This window comes from Salinisphaera dokdonensis CL-ES53 (assembly GCF_040361215.1).
Taxonomy (GTDB): Bacteria; Pseudomonadota; Gammaproteobacteria; order Nevskiales; family Salinisphaeraceae; genus Salinisphaera; species Salinisphaera dokdonensis.
This window is the reverse complement of the sequence record NZ_APND01000003.1, coordinates 404,525-421,786: the sequence shown is the minus strand read 5'-3', so window position 1 is coordinate 421,786 and position 17,262 is coordinate 404,525. Positions and strand designations below refer to the sequence as shown.

16 protein-coding genes and 1 tRNA gene are annotated in these 17,262 nt (G+C 64.7%); 9 read left to right on the top strand and 8 right to left on the bottom strand.

The genetic code is table 11. From position 1 onward, the window contains the following. Positions 1-65: 65 nt before the first annotated feature. The 3 genes from SADO_RS11515 to SADO_RS11505 are packed head-to-tail and all read left to right on the top strand — an operon-like array spanning position 66 to position 3,372. Complete coding sequence (locus SADO_RS11515; RefSeq protein WP_353111473.1) at positions 66-779, top strand: cytochrome P450; 714 nt, start codon at positions 66-68, stop codon at positions 777-779. Next, complete coding sequence (locus SADO_RS11510) at positions 665-1,396, top strand: cytochrome P450 (protein ID WP_353111471.1); 732 nt, start codon at positions 665-667, stop codon at positions 1,394-1,396. Before SADO_RS11515 ends, SADO_RS11510 begins: the two co-directional genes overlap by 115 nt. Before the next feature lie 23 nt (positions 1,397-1,419). Then, positions 1,420-3,372: a non-ribosomal peptide synthetase gene (locus SADO_RS11505; RefSeq protein WP_353111469.1), complete on the top strand. Its 1,953-nt coding sequence runs from the start codon at positions 1,420-1,422 to the stop codon at positions 3,370-3,372. On the opposite strand, the gene SADO_RS11500 is transcribed toward SADO_RS11505, so the two are convergent. Together SADO_RS11500 and SADO_RS11495 are read right to left on the bottom strand one after the other, a co-directional pair. Then, on the bottom strand, positions 3,369-4,103 hold the full coding sequence (locus SADO_RS11500) for a lysophospholipid acyltransferase family protein (protein ID WP_353111467.1): 735 nt from the start codon (positions 4,101-4,103) through the stop codon (positions 3,369-3,371). The two genes, SADO_RS11505 and SADO_RS11500, sit on opposite strands and share 4 nt — an antisense overlap. 9 nt (positions 4,104-4,112) lie before the next feature. Beyond that, the gene (locus tag SADO_RS11495; protein WP_353111465.1) at positions 4,113-4,850 is read right to left on the bottom strand and encodes a lysophospholipid acyltransferase family protein; all 738 of its coding nucleotides are present in this window, start codon (positions 4,848-4,850) and stop codon (positions 4,113-4,115) included. 133 nt (positions 4,851-4,983) lie between these two features. On the opposite strand from SADO_RS11495, the gene SADO_RS11490 reads away from it, so the two are divergent. From SADO_RS11490 to SADO_RS11465, 6 genes are all read left to right on the top strand, one after another. Continuing rightward, positions 4,984-6,462, top strand: a complete 1,479-nt coding sequence (locus SADO_RS11490) for a nicotinate phosphoribosyltransferase (RefSeq protein ID WP_353111463.1) — start codon at positions 4,984-4,986, stop codon at positions 6,460-6,462. A 2-nt stretch (positions 6,463-6,464) separates the two neighbouring features. After that, the gene (gene pncA / locus SADO_RS11485) at positions 6,465-7,097 is read left to right on the top strand and encodes a bifunctional nicotinamidase/pyrazinamidase (RefSeq protein WP_353111461.1); all 633 of its coding nucleotides are present in this window, start codon (positions 6,465-6,467) and stop codon (positions 7,095-7,097) included. Between the two features lie 93 nt (positions 7,098-7,190). Next, the gene (gene thiC, locus SADO_RS11480; protein WP_353111459.1) at positions 7,191-9,062 is read left to right on the top strand and encodes a phosphomethylpyrimidine synthase ThiC; all 1,872 of its coding nucleotides are present in this window, start codon (positions 7,191-7,193) and stop codon (positions 9,060-9,062) included. 86 nt (positions 9,063-9,148) lie between these two features. Then, positions 9,149-9,541, top strand: a complete 393-nt coding sequence (locus SADO_RS11475; RefSeq protein WP_353111457.1) for a DUF3015 family protein — start codon at positions 9,149-9,151, stop codon at positions 9,539-9,541. 232 nt (positions 9,542-9,773) lie between these two features. Next, positions 9,774-10,706: a histone deacetylase family protein gene (locus SADO_RS11470; protein WP_353111455.1), complete on the top strand. Its 933-nt coding sequence runs from the start codon at positions 9,774-9,776 to the stop codon at positions 10,704-10,706. Continuing rightward, on the top strand, positions 10,706-11,098 hold the full coding sequence (locus SADO_RS11465) for a hypothetical protein (protein ID WP_353111453.1): 393 nt from the start codon (positions 10,706-10,708) through the stop codon (positions 11,096-11,098). Before SADO_RS11470 ends, SADO_RS11465 begins: the two co-directional genes overlap by 1 nt. Before the next feature lie 32 nt (positions 11,099-11,130). Here SADO_RS11465 and SADO_RS11460 read toward each other — a convergent pair whose 3' ends face one another. From SADO_RS11460 to SADO_RS11435, 6 genes are all read right to left on the bottom strand, one after another. Further along, the gene (locus SADO_RS11460; RefSeq protein ID WP_353111451.1) at positions 11,131-12,600 is read right to left on the bottom strand and encodes a diguanylate cyclase; all 1,470 of its coding nucleotides are present in this window, start codon (positions 12,598-12,600) and stop codon (positions 11,131-11,133) included. A gap of 139 nt (positions 12,601-12,739) precedes the next feature. After that, positions 12,740-12,816 (bottom strand) — tRNA-Ile (locus tag SADO_RS11455). Further along, positions 12,807-13,313, bottom strand: a complete 507-nt coding sequence (locus tag SADO_RS11450) for a group I truncated hemoglobin (protein ID WP_353111449.1) — start codon at positions 13,311-13,313, stop codon at positions 12,807-12,809. Before SADO_RS11450 ends, SADO_RS11455 begins: the two co-directional genes overlap by 10 nt. Positions 13,314-13,372: 59 nt before the next feature. Beyond that, positions 13,373-14,233 carry a DUF3034 family protein gene (locus SADO_RS11445; RefSeq protein WP_353111447.1) on the bottom strand — a complete coding sequence of 287 codons (861 nt, stop codon included), beginning with the start codon at positions 14,231-14,233 and terminating at the stop codon, positions 13,373-13,375. After that, positions 14,230-16,560: a putative bifunctional diguanylate cyclase/phosphodiesterase gene (locus tag SADO_RS11440; protein WP_353111445.1), complete on the bottom strand. Its 2,331-nt coding sequence runs from the start codon at positions 16,558-16,560 to the stop codon at positions 14,230-14,232. Before SADO_RS11440 ends, SADO_RS11445 begins: the two co-directional genes overlap by 4 nt. Further along, positions 16,557-17,246: a cupredoxin domain-containing protein gene (locus SADO_RS11435; protein WP_353111443.1), complete on the bottom strand. Its 690-nt coding sequence runs from the start codon at positions 17,244-17,246 to the stop codon at positions 16,557-16,559. Before SADO_RS11435 ends, SADO_RS11440 begins: the two co-directional genes overlap by 4 nt. Positions 17,247-17,262 lie beyond the last annotated feature (16 nt).

Genomic DNA, 17,262 nt, shown 5'->3' with positions numbered 1-17,262 from the left:
CTTTTTGCACGCAGGCAGCGAATGCCTGGGAGACAAACGCTGCGTGTCGATTGAGGACGTTCGAGATGTCCATCAGCCTAGCCGATATCAATCCCGCGGCCCATGTGCCCGGGCCCTCGGCGCCGTTTGCGATCGCACCGGACGACGCTACGCGACGCATGCTCGTGCGCTGGCATGGCGCCTATGGTGACGTCTATCGGGTGCCCGCCGAGCGTGGCGATGCGCGACATTGGGTCATCCATGACCCGGCAATGGTCCAGCAGGTCCTTGTCGGCCACGCCGGCCGCTATGCCAAGGGCATCGGCCTGGAGCGTGTTCGCCTGCTGCTCGGTAACGGGATTATGGTCAGCAACGGTGAGTTCTGGGCGCGCCAGCGGCGTCTGATCCAGCCTGCCTTCAGGCCGCGCCGGCTGGCGGATTTCAACACCATGATCTTGGCCGAGAACGAACGTCTGGGGACACGCTGGATGGGCTTCGCGGCGCGTGGTGAGACCCTGGACGGGGCGGCCCATGTCAGCGAGCTGACGCTGGTGATCGTGCTCCGGTCCGTGTTCGGCGCCGACTATGAAACCCTGATGGCCGACGGCGCCAATCCTTTCGCGCTGCTCAGGAGGACGCGACCCGCGATCTGCGTTTCGCGGCGCGTTTTCATCGGCTCGGCCGGGTGGTGGCTTCGATTGTCGCGGCTCGCGAGGCAAGCGGCACGCAGGCGTTCGACTTTCTCGGTCATCTGCTGGCGGCGCACCCTAAGAACGCGCCGGCCGAGAGCGCGGGCATGACCCGGGACGAGCTCATCGATGAGGTCATGACCCTGATCGTCGCCGGCCACGAAACCACGGCCAGCGCGCTGGCCTGGGCCTGGTACGAGATCGCGACCCACCCGCGCGTGCTCGAGCGCCTGCTGGCCGCGGTGGATGCCCTCGACGCCGGCGAGATCGCACAGTTCTGTGCCCGCCCGGGCGCACGGCTGACGTTTGTCGACGCCGTGATCAGGGAAGTGTTGCGCCTCTATCCGCCGGGCTGGCTGCTCTCGCGTCGGGCGCTCGTGCCCGACCGGCTCGGCGATCATGACATCGAGGCCGGCGACCAACTTTTCATCAGCCCCTATGTGCTGCATCGCCATGCCGACTACTGGCAGGCGCCGGAAACCTTTGCGCCGGCGCGTTTTCTGGCGTCCGGCACGCCGGGTCACCGGTTCGCGTTCCTGCCGTTTGCTGCCGGCCCGCGCCATTGCGTGGGCGAGCAGATGGCCATGACCGAGATGCGCGCCCAGCTGGTCACCACGTTGCGCCGCCTGCGCCCGGTCTATGCCGGCAACCGTGCACCGCGGCTCGAATCCCGTATCAACCTGCGTCCCGGCGCCGGCGGTGTGCCGCTGCGCTGGGTACGCCGATAACACCCGTCTTACAGGTTTTGCCCATGTCATCTTTCACCACACTGGCCGATGCCCTGGATGCCCAGGTCGGCAGCCCGAACGAGATCGGTTTCATCGACGGCAGCCACGAGGAACGCGGCCTGAGCTATCGCCAGCTCGCCCAGGCGGCGGAACGCCAACTGGCCGTACTGCAGACGCTCGGAGCGAAGCCGGGCGACCCGGTGATCCTGTTCGTCGAGGACAACCTGCGCTTTCTGCAGTTCTTCTGGGCCGGGATCTATGGCGGGCTCGTGCCGGTGCCGATCGCGGCCGGCGCCAGCGACGCGCATCTGGAAAAACTGATCAAGGTCTGGCGTCACCTGGACGAGCCGCGGGTGGTCGCTGCGCCGAAACATCTCGAACGCGCGCGCAGCTGGCTGGAAGACCGCGGCGACGAAGCCGCGTCCGCGCGCCTCGCCGGGCGCGCGCTCTCGGACGAGCCGCCGAGCGTGGATACTCCCGCGGTGCGGGCACCGCTCGCCCCCGAAGATACCGCCTTCATCCAGTTCTCCTCCGGCTCGACCGGCGATCCCAAGGGCGTGGTGCTCACGCACGCCAACCTGCTGGCCAATATCGCCGCGATCAGCGAAGGCTCGCGCTTCGCCGCCGACGAGATCGCGGTCTCGTGGATGCCACTGACCCATGACATGGGCCTGATCGGTTTTCATCTGACGCTGCTCTGCCACGGCTTCACTCACTACCTGATGGCGCCCGAGCTGTTCGCGCGCCGGCCGTTGCTGTGGCTGGAGAAAGCGGCCGAAAAACAGGCCACGCTGCTGTGCTCGCCGAATTTCGGTTATCGCCACACCTTGAAGGCGATCGCCGCGAAGGGCCTGCCTGCGCTCGATCTGTCTGCGGTACGCCTGATCTACAACGGCGCCGAGCCGATTGCCCCGGCACTGGCGCGCGAGTTTCTCACCACGCTGGCTCCCACCGGCCTGTGCGAGGACGCCATGTTCCCGGTCTACGGCCTGGCCGAGGCGAGTCTGGCGGTCACGTTCCCGCCGGCCGGCGCGGGCCTGCGCAGCCTGTCGGTCGCGCGCGGCGAACTCGGCGTGGGTGACGTCGTGCGTTTCGACCGCAGCGACGCCGCGCTAGAGCTTGTCTGTCTGGGCCAGCCGGTGCAGGGCACCGAGGTGTGTATCGCCGACGACGAGCGGCGCGTGGTCGCGGCCGACGTGGTGGGCCGGGTCTGGATCCGGGGCGCCAACGTCACCGCCGGCTATCACGCCAACGCGGCCGCCAACTGCGCAGCGCTGGCGGATGAGGGTTGGCTGGATACGGGCGATCTCGGTTTCATGCACGACGGCGAATTGCTGATCACCGGGCGAGCGAAGGAGATCCTGTTCGTCAACGGCCAGAATCACTATCCGCAGGATCTCGAAGCCCTGGCACAAACGCTCGACGGTATCGAGCCGAACAAGGTGGCTGCTGCCGGCGTGCGTGCGCCGGGCGCACAGGCCGACGAACTGGTGTTCTTTGTGATCTATCGCGGTCGCCTGGCGGACTTCGTGCCGCTGGCGCGCTCATTGACCGCGCATATCAATCAGCGCGCCGGGCTGGTCGTCGCCCATGTGTTGCCGGTACGCCAGATACCGCGAACCACGAGCGGCAAGCCGCGGCGCGCCCAGCTGGCGCGCGATTATGCCCAAGGCGCCTTTGCGGCGATCGCCAGCGAATTGGCCGCGCTGATGGCGGCGCCGGCACCGCCGGAAGCAGATGGCGCCACGGACCTGGCCCGGCAACTGAAGACGATCTGCGACGAGGTCGTGCCCAAACGCAACATCGGCCTCGACGACGACCTGTTCGAAAGCGGCTTGTCCTCGCTGGAGCTGGCGCAGATCCACGAAGGCATCGAAGAACACTGGCCGGATCGCCTGGATATGACCGATCTGTTCGAATACCCGACCATCAACGCGCTGGCCGCCTACCTGCAGGGCGAAACGGTTGCCGCCTAGTCGCCTGCCCGGTCGCTGACAGGCGCGCGCGGCGGGCGGGGCGTGGTGCCGATCTGACGATCGGCTTCTGCGGTGAGCAGGTCGAGGCGTGCGCCCAGGGTTTCTGCGGCGCGCTCGATCGCATCGCCGCGGTTCACGGTGAGCGGTTCGCCGATCGTGATCACCACGCGCGCGAACGGCTTGGGGATCATCAGCCGGTCCCAGGAGCCGATCTGCCAGTAGCGATCGGCCGAAAACGCCATGGGCAACAACGCTGCCCGCGTCATCTGCGCGAGCATCAGGGTGCCCGGCTTGGCTTCGAACGCGGGGCCGTGTGGGCCGTCCGGATGAATGATCGGCGATACGCCGGTCTTCATCACGCCATAGAGATCGCGCATGGCACGGGCGCCGGTACGGGTGGCAGAACCACGAATGATTGTGGCGCCCATGCCGTCGACCACGCGGGCGACGAGTTCGCCGTCCCGCGAAGGCGAAACCAGAAAGCCGGGCCGCAGGCCGCGGTCTTTTGCCCGTAGCAGATAGCCCACGCTTACGCTCAAGCGCTGGTGCCAGCAGCAGGGCAGGAACGCACGGTCTTCGTCGATCAGCCGCTGCAGGTCGGCATCCCCGGCCACGTGCCGGATTCGGCAGCTGGCCAGCAGCAGGCGCACGATTACCCGCAATAAAGGCACGGCAAGCCATAGCCCCAGGCGTGTCTTCCAGGGTAGGGCGGTATCGGTCTTCTCATCCATCGGTAGCGTTTACCTGGCGTCGGGCCCGCCCTGAGCCACTTCGCAGAGAGCGTCGAGGCGGTGACCGAGTTCCTTGGCGATATCTTCTGCCTGATGGGGGCGCCCCAGAGCGCCAATCGGCCACGGTTCGCCTATGGCGACATTGAACGTGCAGAACGGCTTGGGTACCTGAAAGCTGTCCCAGGATTTTACCTGCCAGTAGCGGCTGGCCGCGGCACCCACGAGGAATAGTGGCGCGCCGGTGCGGCTGGCCAGGATCACGGCGCCGGTCTTGAATACCCGGGCCGGCCCGCGGGGCCCGTCGCCATACATCATCGGCGATACGCCCTCGCGAACGGCCTCGGTCAGCGCCTGCATGGCTTCCTTGCCGGTCCGGCTGGAAGAGCCGCGGATCGGCGTGACACGGTGATTGTGTGCGACCCGCGACATGAATTCGCCTTCTCGCGACGGGCTGATCAGAAAACCCACGTTCATGCCGCGCGGCACGAGTGAGCGCAGGAACAGACCGCTCGGGACCAGCTGCTGATGCCAGGCACAGGGCACGACCGGCGTGTCACCGGCGAGCGTGTCCTCGAGGTACTGGCGGCCCTCCACGACACGAATGCGACAGGTCAGGCGGAGCAGCCAGATATAACCCGCCATGGCCCATTGTGAAACAGTTCTCAGCACGCGCGTTCGCCAGCCGGGCGGCTGACGTTTTCGCCGCTTCTTGCCGGACGCGTCCTGCCGATCGGTTTTCTCTGCCATTCGTGCTCCATACTCCATGGCGTGCCGCTTGCGGGCCGTAGTATGCCGGTGCAAGCGGCCGTGGGTCGCCCATGAGTTGAAACCGACGTACAACGCTCGCATTCTTGTTGGATCATTCGTGCACGACCAGTCTATGTCCTTCCTGGGGCAACTCTACGGCCGCGCGCCGGCGCTACTGACCGATCTCTACCAGCTCACCATGGCCTATGCCCACTGGCACAACGGCTCGGCCGAGCGTGAGGCGGTATTTCACCTGTTCTTTCGCGATGCGCCCTTCGACAACGGCTTCGCCATCGCCTGCGGGATCGAAACCGCGATCGAATATGTCACCGAGCTGTCGTTCGACGATGCCGATATCGACTACCTGGCGACGCTGAAGGACAACGCGGGCGAGGCGCTGTTCGCGCCGGCGTTTTTGGCGTACCTGCGCGATCTACGTTTCACCGGCGATATCGATGCCATGCCGGAAGGCACTGCCGTGTTCGCGCATCAGCCGATGCTGCGCGTGCGTGCGCCGATCATTCAGGCGCAGCTGCTTGAAAGTGCACTGCTCAACATCATGAATTTCCCGACCTTGGTCGCGACCAAGGCCGCGCGGATCGCGCATGCCGCCGGCGGCGATCCGGTACTGGATTTTGGCCTGCGCAAGGCCCAGGGCATCGATGGTGGCGTCTCGGCGGCGCGTGCGGCCTACATCGGCGGCTGTGCAGGCACCTCGAACGTACTGGCCGGGCAGCTGTTCGGTATCCCGGTATCCGGCACCCACGCGCACGGCTGGGTCATGGCCTTCGACGACGAGATCGACGCCTTCGATGCCTACGCCGCGGCGCTGCCGGACAACTGCATCTTCCTGGTCGACACCTACGACACCCTCGAAGGCATCGACAACGCGATCCGCGCGGGCCGCAAGCTGCGCGAGAGCGGCCATGAAATGGCCGGTATACGGCTTGATTCGGGTGACCTGTCGGAGTTGTCCAAGACGGCACGCCGAATGCTCGATGCGGCGGGTTTTCCCAATGCCAAGATCGCGGCCAGCTCCAGCCTGGACGAGAAAGTAATCGCCGAACTCAAGCGCGAGGGCGCGCCCATCGTGCTCTGGGGCGTCGGCACCCGCCTGACGACCGCGCAGCCGGATGCCGCGCTCGACGGCGTCTACAAACTGGGCGCGATCCGCAGCGACCGCGGGACCTGGTCGTATCGCATGAAGCTGTCGGACACGCCCGGCAAGCTCACACGCCCGGGCGTCCATCAGGTACGCCGTTTTCTGGACGACGGCGCGCCCGCGGCGGACCTGCTGTTCGACGCGGCTGCGCCGCGAACCGCCTGGGCCGGCACGAAGGGCGAGTACTGCCATGAGTTCACACCAGACGCGCCGCATATCGATCTGCTCGTACCGGCCGTGCGCGACGGTCGTGCGGTCTCGCCGGCGCCAGCGCTGTCCGATGTGCAGCAGTACGCGCGCGAGCAGTTCGCCTTCTTCGCCGCGCGCCGCGATTACCCCGCGCTCATCGATCGCTATCTCGAGGAATCCACCGACGCCTTGCGCGACTGGCTCGCTCACCGGCACGAGCGGCCCGTGGCGGCACCGGTCGATAAGGCCGGAGAAGCCTGATCATGCGAACCGCCTTGTTGCTGGTCGATATCCAGAACGATTTCCTGCCCGGTGGCGCCTTGGCCGTGGCCGACGGGGATGCCGTGGTGCCGGTCGCCAATCGGCTGATGCCATATTTCGAGCATGTCGTCGCCAGCCAGGATTGGCACCCGCCGCGTCATCTGTCGTTCGCGGACGAGCACGCTGGTTTCGAGCCATTCCAGGTCACCGAACTGGACGGCCTGGAGCAGATTCTCTGGCCTGTGCACTGCGTACAGGGCGCGCCCGGTGCTGGCTTCGCGTCGGCGCTCGATGTCGCGGGTATCGATCATGTCGTGCGCAAGGGCACCGACGCGCGTATCGATAGCTATTCGGCGTTCTTCGATAACGGGCACCGGCAGGCGACGGGCCTTGCAGATCATCTGCGCGGGCATGAAATCGAGCATCTTGTGGTGCTCGGGTTGGCCGCCGATGTCTGTGTGAAATTCACTGTTATCGATGCGCTGGATCAGGGTTTTGCCGTCACGCTGGTGCGCGACGGTACACGCGGGGTCGATATGCAGCGCGGCGATACGCAGGCCGCGATTGACGCCATGCAGGCGGCCGGCGCCCAAGTTGCTGACAGTGAAGAGGTGATCGTTCGCGTAGAACGCTGACTACAGCGCGGTGCAAATGCTGCGCTGCCGCTTTTATTGCCGGTGGGGGGTTGTTAGATTGAAGCGAGTCTTCCCTCTGCTGCCGATCCTCATATGAGCGCTGTTCCCAAAGATCTGGCGGTCTCCGCGCGTCTGGCCGACGAAATGCGCGAGCCGTTTCCGAATTCCTCCAAAATCCACGAAACGGGCTCCCGGCCGGATATCCGTGTGCCGATGCGCGAGGTCGCCCAGAGCAATACGCCGGCGACTTTCGGTGTCGAGAAGAATCCGCCGATCACGATCTACGACTGTTCCGGGCCGTATACCGACCCGCAGGCCGATATCGACCTGCGCCGCGGCCTGCCTGCGTTGCGCGCCGCGTGGATCGCCGAGCGGGACGACACCGAGCGCCTGGCCGATTTTTCGTCTGACTACGGCCGCGAGCGCCATGCCGATAATGCGCTGACCCATCTGCGCTTTCCCGAGCCGCCCAAGCCGCTGCGCGCAAAGGCCGGCGCTAATGTCAGTCAAATGCATTATGCGCGTCAGGGCATCGTCACGCCCGAGATGGAATTCGTGGCGATTCGTGAGAATGCGAAGATCGACGCCATCAAGGATTCCCGTCTGCTGCGCCGGCATCCGGGCGAAGGCTTCGGTGCCAACCTGCCCGAGCAGGTCACGCCCGAATTCGTGCGCGACGAGATCGCGGCCGGGCGCGCGATCATCCCCAACAACGTCAATCACCCCGAATCCGAGCCGATGATCATCGGCCGCAATTTCCGGGTGAAGATCAACGCCAATATGGGCACCTCTGCGGTGACCAGTTCCATCGCCGAGGAAGTCGAGAAGATGGTCTGGGCAGCGCGCTGGGGCGGCGACACGATCATGGACCTGTCCACCGGCAAGCATATTCATGAAACCCGCGAGTGGATCATCCGCAACGCGCCGGTGCCGGTCGGCACCGTGCCGATCTACCAGGCGCTGGAAAAGGTCGACGGCAAGGCCGAGGACCTGACCTGGGAAATGTTCCGCGACACGCTCATCGAACAGGCCGAGCAGGGCGTGGACTATTTCACCATCCACGCCGGCGTGCGCTTGCCGTTCGTGCCCATGACCGTGAGCCGGATCACCGGCATCGTCTCGCGCGGCGGCTCGATCATGGCCAAGTGGTGCCTGGCGCATCACACCGAGTCTTTCCTCTACACCCACTTCGAGGACATCTGCGAGATCATGAAGGCCTACGACGTGGCCTTTTCATTGGGTGACGGCCTGCGGCCCGGTTGTATCGCGGATGCCAACGACGAAGCCCAGATGGCCGAGCTGCGTACCCTCGGCGAGCTGACCAAGATCGCCTGGGAGCACGACGTGCAGGTGATGATCGAAGGGCCGGGCCATGTGCCGATGCAGCGCATCAAGGAAAACATGGAGGCCGAGCTGGAAGACTGCCACGAGGCGCCGTTCTACACGCTTGGGCCGCTGACCACGGATATCGCCCCCGGCTATGACCACATCACATCCGGCATCGGCGCGGCCCAGATCGGCTGGTATGGCACCGCGATGCTCTGCTACGTGACGCCCAAGGAACATCTGGGCCTGCCCAACAAGGACGACGTGCGCGAAGGCATCATCACCTACAAGATTGCGGCTCACGCGGCCGATCTGGCCAAGGGCCATCCGGGTGCACAAATCCGCGACAACGCGCTGTCCAAGGCGCGCTTCGAGTTCCGCTGGGAAGACCAGTTCAATCTCGGCCTCGATCCGATGAAGGCTCGCGGCTACCACGATGAGACCCTGCCCAAGGACAGCGCCAAGGTCGCGCATTTCTGCAGCATGTGCGGGCCGAAGTTCTGTTCCATGCGTATTTCACAGGAGGTGCGCGAGTTTGCCCACGAACGCGGTATTCACACCCCGCAGGACGCGATCGATGCCGGTCTGCAGGAAAAAGCCGAGGAATTCCGCGAGGGGGGCAGCAAGCTCTACCAATGAGGGGATTCCGGCAGGGTTCAGTCTCGATTCATGCGGGGCGGGCTAGCTTCAAGAATCGAAAGAGCGTGAACAAAAGGGATAAAGACATGGACATGAGTTCCAGCACGATCAAACGCGGCCTTGCGCTGTGCGGCGTCATGGCGATCGGCCTGAGCGTTTCCACGATCAGTTCGGCGCGCGACCGCGATGACCTGATCACCACGGCCAGCACGGCCGGTACCACCGCATATATCGTTGGCAAGAACATCGATGACGACGACTTCGCGCAGGCGCATGACTTCGCCGACAGCCAGTCGGTGGCCCTGCGTCGCGAAGCGGCGACCGGTGGCGGCGAGAATCTCGATTCTCTGGCGGCCCTGTTGAACGAGGAAAACCCGGATGCGTTCGGTCGCTGGATGCAGTCCAACTATTCCGAGCTCTACGGGCCGGAAACGACAGAAGACAGCAACGTCGTCGATCGCATCGTGGCGATGCGCTAAGACGAGCGTCCAGCGCTGGGATAAGAAAGACGCCGCCTTAGAGCGGCGTTTTTCATGCGCGGCGTATAAATCGGCGGCTAGCGGTCAGCGCTAACCGGCACGACGCCTTACGCGCGAGTGCGCCCGGCGACCCGGTGTGGTTGCATTGCGGCCACGTGTGTTGTTCGATGCCTGTGGAGTGGCTTCGCGCCAACCTCACGCCATCGAATCCCCGTTGCCGGAACCGCGCCGCATGACGACTGCCTATTTCAGCCATTCCAGTTGCCCGCTCCACGACATGGGCAGCGGCCACCCTGAGTCGCCCGCGCGGCTAGTGGCCGTGGAAAAGGGCATGAGCGTGGTGGGCGTGGACCGGCGGGTGAGCCGTCGCGACGCTCCGCAGGCGCCCCTGGACGCGATCAAGCGCGTGCACGCCCCGACCTATGTCGACGAACTGGTGACCTTCGCGCCCACGAAGGGCACCGTCCGACTCGACGGTGATACGTCGATGAACAAGCATAGCCTTACGGCCGCCTTGCACGGCGCGGGCTCGGTAGTGGCCGCTACCGATGCGGTTATCGCGGGCGAAGTGGCCAACGCCTTCTGCGCCGTACGGCCGCCGGGCCACCATGCAGAACACGATCGCGCCATGGGCTTCTGCTTCTTCGACAACGTCGCGGTGGGCGCTGCGCATGCGCTACGCGCGCACGGCCTCAAACGCGTCGCGATTCTCGATTTCGACGTGCACCACGGCAATGGCACCGAGGACGTGTTCCGCAACGAACCCGACGTGCTGTTCTGTTCGAGTTATCAGAACCCGCTATTCCCCTATACCCAGGACATCAGCGTGCCGGGCAAGCTGATCAAGACGCCGCTCAAGGCCGGCACGCCGGGCAGCGTGTTTCGGCAGGCGGTCGAGCGCGACTGGCTGCCGGCGCTGGATGCGTTCAAACCGGAGATGATCTTCGTGTCTGCCGGTTTCGATGCCCATCGCTCGGATCCGCTGGCCGATCTCATGTTCGAGGCGGAAGACTATGAGTGGGTCAGCCAGCGCATCGCCGAAGCGGCAGACCGTCTCTGCGACGGCCGGCTGGTTTCCACGCTTGAGGGCGGCTATGCGCTGGATGCGCTGGCGGCCAGCTCTGCGGTGCATATCCGCGCGCTCTGTGATGCCGGGGAGCGCTGATGCGCCGGCGTGGTGGCTTAGCCGTCATTGCCGCGTTGGCCCTGATGTTGTCTGGCGGTGCCTTGCTGGCTGAAGAGCAGGGCGGCACCGACGCAGGCGCGCCCGCCGGGACAGCGAAATCGAGCCCACGCGATTATCTGAAGTTCAGCAACAGCCTGACGTCCGACTGCATGCTGCATCGCGCCCGGCTGCGCAGCGTGGTGAACACCCACCCCGATCGAGCGATCCGCGTCGTGCTTGTCAGCTATACCGGCAAGACACGTAGCCAGGGCAGTAGCGATCTGCTTTTGGCTCCGCAGGGCGAACCACAACCGTTGGGGTGCAACGGGACAAGCGGGCTCGAAAGACGCTGGGAGATCACGTCCGCCCGGTTCGTCTCGGCAGACGACTAGCGCGTATTAACCCGAAGACGGCAGCTCTTCGTTTAGGGCGAAGTGGTTTGTCCCCGCTGCTCCTTCTTGTCCGTGCGATTGCCCGTATCATCCGAGCTTAGATACCGGACGCAGTTACGGCCGTCGGCCTTCGCGTTGTAGAGGGCCGCGTCGGCGCGTGCGATCACCGCCTCGACACTCTCGTTGCCGTCCGAGATCGCGACCCCTATGCTCACACTCAGCTCGATGCGCTCGCCGCCGACTTCGAGCGGGTTTGCGTGTACTCGGTTCGCCACGCGCTGCGCTATCGTCAGTGCTCCTTCCAAGGCGGTGTTCGGCAACAGGATCAGGAATTCCTCGCCGCCCCAGCGCCCGGCCGTGTCGACTGCGCGCAGCAGTTTTTTCGCGATTGCCGCGAATTCAACAAGCGCGGCATCCCCGGCGGCATGGCCGTAATGGTCGTTGAGCTTCTTGAAATGGTCGAAGTCGACGAGCGCAACCGCGAAGGTGCCGTCGTAACGGTTCATGCGTTGACGTTCTGCCTGAAGTCGATCGCCGAGCAGACGACGGTTGGCGAGTCCGGTGAGTTCGTCGGTCGTGGCGGCGCGGCGTAACAGCAGCTGTGCGGCCTGCAGGGCCTGCAGATCCGCCTCCCGAGCAAGCTCGTGGCCGAGCCACTGCGCGAACAGACCGATGAGTTCCAGGTCCTGACGATTGAAAGGTCGGGTGGGTGCCGGGCTGGAGAAATTCAGGGTTCCGTACAGTTCGCCATCGACCGTGATCGGACTGCCCAAGTAACTTTCCAGTTGGAAGCCCTGGTAGCAGGGATGGTCTCGAATCTCGCTGCGTCCGGCGTGATGGAAACCCGTAGGTTCGTCCGCGGCCAGGGTGTGGCAGCAGTAGGTTTCGCCGAGCGCAAAAGTGGCACCGGCCGGGATGGCGTCCTCCGGGTGAATTGCGTCGACAACTTCATACCGGTCGCCATCGATATTGCTGACGATACCGATCGGCAGGCCGAAATGCCGGCAGCCGAGGCGCAGAATTTCCCTGCGTCGGGCTTCGAAATCGAGTGAGCGATCGGAGGTGACGCGATGGAGTTCGTTGAGCACCGATTCGGCGGAGAGGCGGGTGGTGACGTCTCGCACGATGCCCAGATAGAGCACGCGGCCGGTGTCTGGTTCGTGGATAGGGCCGCCGGTGGTCTCGCCGTCGAAAACCGTGCCGTCCTTGCGTTTGTAGCGCGTGATATAGGTCTTGTGCTCGGCGGGGCCGTCGGGATTGAACCGCTTGGCCCCCTGCACCGCGAATTCGTTGCTGTCCTCGTAGAGCGTGCTCGTGCTCAGGCCGATCAACCCATCCTCGCCATAGCCGAACATTTGGTCGGTGGCCTTGTTGGTATAGATGATCCGCCGGTTTTCGTCGGTCAGTACAACGCCGTCCACGATACCGGCGAAAATACGGGTCGCCGCGATATCGAGCGCGCGACTGGTTAGAACATCGGAACCGAATGAGTTTGTAATCACGAGTTCTCCTTGTCCGGGTAAGTCGCGGCGCAGCCGGAAAAGATATTTCCGGTCTACCTGTGTGCCAAGTACCGATTGTATCGGCCGAGTCAGGCCCGAACGTAGTACTGGCAGGGAGTTACGACGAAGGAGAGGCGCGTGGTGGGCCCGGCAGGACTCGAACCTGCGACCAAGGGATTATGAGTCCCCTGCTCTAACCAACTGAGCTACAGGCCCTGATCGGCGCGGGGTGCACTATAGCGGTATAGATCGAGGTCGCCAAGGATGAGTTGTCGCAGTTCGGGCGAGAGCTGAGCTGGCGCATCGACGATGTCCCGGCGTAGCGGGGCGAGCTTCGCGAGCAGGCGGTTCTGGGCGCCGGTGGCGATGCCGCGTTGCTCCATCGAGAGCACGAGGGCCTCCACGAGTGCGTTGAACTCGGTGCTGCTGATCTCCAGCCCCCGATGGACGTTGGCCATGTCGTCGCCAGTGTAGTTGCAGGGGCCGTCGGCGATCACGCAGATGAAGTCGGTAAGCATGCGATGCACGCGATTGATGTCGGTGCCGCGGAAGTCGTCCGCGATGCGCGGATCTGCCGCGATCGTGAGCAGCAGTGTCTCGGTCAGCGCCGAGATTCCGTCACGTTCGCCAAGGTGATCGTAAAGGCGGTTCGAATCGCTAGCGGGCGTGCTCTGGCAGCCTGTGAGTAGTGCCAGCAAGATGAGTGCGAGCACCGGCCATCTGGCCCGCGCGGGCTGTTGTTGAACGATTTGCAACGTCTGTCGGCGCACGACTAGAACCCGCTCTGGAGCGAGAGGAAATAGCCGTCCTGGTCGTCCAGCCCGGCGATTCGGCCGAGATCGACATAGGCTAGGGACAGGGCCAGCCACCGCGACGGCGCATAGACCAGGTAAAACGTCTTCCAGTCATCCTCGGGCACGCCGGGCAGGTTGTCGGGCTTCTGGCGATATTCGGCGCCGAGCAGCCAGCGCCGATTCAGGAAAATGCCGGCACTGAATTCGCCCACCAGGTCGTAGCCGTTGTCGGTTTGGCTGCCGAAGCCGAGCAGGCCGAGCTGATTGGCACGTGTGGCGCGCGCGGTGGCATTGACGATGACGTTGCGATCGGCCACGGCGGCGAGAAATACCTTGCTCGCGGCCAGATAGAAATCCACGCCGTCGTTGCTGCGTGCGCCGAGCAGCGCCGGGATGCCGAAATCCGCGTTGTGGGTGTACTGGATGCCCGCACTGTATTGGCCGAAGCGGTCATAGAGCGCTTCGCCGGCGAGGCGCAGTTTCAGCCCGACCGTCTGCTGGCGGATGGTGGTGTTTAGCGGCCGCACCGATAGCCGGTTCTGGGCCACGGTCACCGCCAAGCGATTGGCCCAGTTGTAGCCGACGCTCACGGTCTGGACGCCGAAATCGTCGACGTGGGCGCTTGATGCCGCCACATTGACGGTGGATTCGGTGTCGCTTGCGTAACCGTTCAGCACCGCCCAGGTGGTGATGCCGCCGCCGGCGGCGCCGTTGATGTTGGTGACGCCGCCGGTCGCCCACAGCCGGCTGCCCGCGGCCGGACTGGTCGTGGTCCAGGCGATGAGCAGCAGCAGGCTGAGATAGCTCAACGCCGGCGCGATCGCAAAACGGCGTGTCATCTGCCGGCCTTGCGATCGACCGCCCGGTCCAGCCAGCGCGCGTGATTGGCTTGATGATCTGCGAACCAGTCCGCCACATCCCCGGCGGGCATCGGCCGCGCCAGGAAATAGCCCTGCATCAGGTCGACGCCTTTCCTTGACAGATAACGCCAGGCCGAAGCGTTTTCGATGCCTTCAGCCACCACTTCCAGACCCAGCTTGTGACCGAGGTCGATGATCAGATCGACGATGAACTGATCGGCGGGCGTATCGGCGAGGTCACAGATGAAGGCCTTGTCGATCTTGAGTTCGTCCGGGGCCAGCTGCTTGAGCTGGGCAAGCGACGAATAGCCGGTCCCGAAATCGTCGACCGAAATGCGCGCGCCGCGCGCCTGCAGGGCGCGCAGGTTCTGTAGCGCGTTTTCCGGCTCCCGCAGCAGCGCACTTTCGGTCACTTCCAGGGTGATCGACTCGGCCTCGCCAACGGCCTGGAACAGCGGCGCCAGCGTCTGCTCGAGCGCGGTCTGGGCAATCTCGTCGGCCGAGAGGTTGATGGCCACGCCCAGATCCAGGCCTTCTTCGCGCCACTGCGCGAGGTCGCGGGTGATCTGGCCGACCACCCATTCGGTGACCAGGCGGATCTGGCCCGAGCGCTCTGCCAGCTGGATGAACTCGTCCGGTGCAATCGGCCCCAGTTCCGGGTGAAGCCAGCGCGCGAGCGCTTCGACCTGGTGGACGTTTGCGTCGGCCAGCGCCATCTTGGGTTGATAGACGAGCGACAGCTCGCCGCGCTCCAGTCCGGGCGCGAGGCCCTGGATGATGGCCAGCTCCCGTTGGTGCGCCTCGTCCATCCCGGTCTTGTACGTGAAAGTGGCGCAGCGCTGCTGGCCCGATCCGTGGCGTGCGATGACGGTGCGCCGCCACGCGGCCTCGATATCCGCGGCCTGTTCCGGCACCTGCACCACGCCGATCTCCAGTCGCATCTGGATCGAGGTGCTCTGTAGATAGACCGGCTGCTCTACGTCGGCGCGTAACCGGGCGATGAGCTCGTCGACCTGTGTGTCGCCCGGCTCGCACTCGATGAGCACGAGGAAGTCGTTGCCTTCGATACGCCCGAGCGTGTGTGCCGTACCGCAGGCAATCTTGAGCCGGCCAGCGACCGTCTTGAGCACTTCGTCACCGAGCCGGTAGCCGAGGGCGCCGTTGATCCGCGAGAAGCCGTGCAAGGCGATACGCACGAGCGTGAGCCGGGCGCTGGCGTTCATGCGTCGATAGAGCAAGTCGCGTACTGCGCTGCGGTTGAGCAGCCCGGTGAGGGCATCATGCGTGGCCTGGTGTCGAATTCTATTCTCACGCTGGCGCACCGCGTGCTGCATGTCGTTGAGCGCGTCGGTGAGCACGTCCAGCTCGCCGATGCCCTGGGCACTGGGGGGCTCGTGATAGTGACCGGCGGCAATGGATTCGGCGAACTCGCTGAGATTACGCACCGGTTGGCTCAGGCGCCGTGCCAGCCCCATGGCAACGAGCGCGCTTACCGCGATCGTGATGAGGAAAACGAAACTCAGGCTGCTGGCCAGATCGTAATAGGGCGAGAGAACCGTCTCGCGGGTCAGCGACAGGGCGACATCCAGCCGAGCGGTGCCCGAATCGAACAACGAATGTTCGCTCACCAGAAATGCCTCGTCGCTGTGGGCGAGGTCTGGCGCGTTGCCACGGCTTTGCGGGCCGGTACGGAAAAGCTCGTGTTCGCCTTCGCGCACGATGAACTCGACGTTCACCCCGGTCACGCTCGCCAGGTTGCGCGCGATGCTGGCGTCGATCGAAAACCCCATCCCGATCCACGCGATCAGGCGCGGGGCATTCACTGGGGCCATGACGAATTGATAGGGCCGCTTGTCGAACATCACCATGCCCGTCGCGCTGCCTACACGGCGCGCGCGTTCCAGCACATCAGTGAACGGCAGGGCGCTGGCATCCGCCTGGGTACGCGGCACGATGGTCGTCAATTGGCCGGACGGTTCGGCCAGCATGGCCAGGTCGGCCTGCGCGCGGTTGCCGAAGTTGCGCAATACCGTGCGCTGGGTAGGTCCGTCCTGGGTCGCAATCGCGGATTTGAATCCATAGTCCGACGCCAGAATGCTGACCGTCGATAGCAGCTGGTCGGCGCGCAGCGCCAGCAGTTCGTCGAGTACGCGGTCGGCGACCTGGAGGGTGTCCTGGGCCTGGTTAACCCGCTGCTCGTAAGTGCGATGGAGGATCGCGATCGCGACCAGGAGTTCGGCGAGCAACACGAAGCCCAGCAGCGCAATGATCAGCTGATGACGAAACGTGTGCGGTCGCAGTCTCACTGCGCGATCCGGTCGAAGCGCTGCTGAAGGCTGTTTTCGTCACGTGGGGGCGGCGCCGGCGGCGGCGCGATGTCGATAGGCACATGCATGGAATGGATATCGGCCGCGAGGCGGCGAATTGCAGCGTTTTCGCCGTGGCTGAGCCATTCGTGCCAGACCTCGACCTTGCGCGGCACCGCGGGCACGTCCTTGATCAGCGCGTGCCCGGACTTGTCGGTGACTGCGATGCGCGGCGCATCCGAGACGACAATGAATGCCCGCATGTCATCGTGGATATTGCAGCCGATCGCGACAACGCCAGCCTTGTCGAAGCGCTCCGGGCGCTGCGGGAACCCGACATAGAGCTTGATATCGAACGTCTTCGCCTCGGAAAACGAATAGACATGATGCCGGGTCGGATCGAAATTCGGGAAGGTAACGCTGGTGTGTACCGGAATCGCCAGCGTGTGTGGCACGAAGGCCATGTCGCGCTGGCTCATCACCGCGGGTGGCGGATCACTTTCCGGCGGTGGCGCATTCTGCCATCGCAGCATGACGGCGGCGTTCGCGAGCGGACGCCCCTGTGGATCGGTGACCCGAATACGCACATCGTCTGCGATTGCGGCCTGTGCGAACGCAAGCAGCGTGAGCAGCACGAATGTCGAGGTCCAGCGTTTCCAATGCGGGGGCGGTTGTATCCCGGACACGGTTTCATCCCGTTGC